Annotated in this window: 1 protein-coding gene; it reads right to left on the reverse strand. The window is 61.5% G+C overall.

Features of this window, described 5'->3' with window-relative positions; all coding sequences use genetic code 11:
* Nucleotides 1-194 precede the first annotated feature (194 nt).
* The coding region (locus CQY20_RS34010; protein WP_165789338.1) for an ATP-binding protein at nt 195-670 on the reverse strand (476 nt) is incomplete at its 5' end.

Raw genomic sequence — 670 nt, forward strand, 5'->3', positions numbered from 1 at the left:
CACCGACCGTGCTCGTTGATGGTGTTGATGTCATGAAGCCGGGTACCGAGTTGATGGCTGATGCGTGCCGATTGGACCTCCCGACTCGGGATCGAGTGATTTCGGCGCTTCAGGATGCGAGGCCGTTGGCCTGATCGACGCTGGGTCTGGCTGCTGGCCGACCGGTGCGATGTGATCCTCTTGCTCCCCCGGGTTCAGCTGGCTGCCGTAGTTTTCTGGTTGCGGGTGTGGGCCAGCCGGTAGGAGTCGGTGCCGGTTTCAATGATGGTGCCGCCGAAGGTAAGTCGGTCGACAATGGCTGCGCAGAGCCGCGGGTCGGTAAAGGTTTTTGTCCAGCCCGAGAAGGCCTCATTGCTGGCGATGGCGATGGCGTTCTTTTCCTCCCGCTCGGTCAGAACCTGGAACAACAGTTCGGCGCCGCGTTTGTCGAGTTCCATGTAGCCCAGCTCGTCCAAAAGTAGGAGATCAACCCTCCCGTAGCGGTTGATCGTTTTGGTGAGCTGCTTGTCATCGGCGGCCTCGACGAGCTCGTTCACCAACCGGGTCGCCAGGGTGTAGCGGACGCGGAAACCGCGTTCGGCGGCCGCGGTGCCCAACGCGATGAGCAGATGGGACTTTCCGGTGCCAGAGTCACCGATCAGGCACAGCGGTTGGCCCTTGCTGATCCAAT

Origin of the sequence: Mycolicibacterium agri (genome assembly GCF_002553505.1) — a bacterium.
GTDB lineage: Bacteria > Actinomycetota > Actinomycetes > Mycobacteriales > Mycobacteriaceae > Mycobacterium > Mycobacterium agri.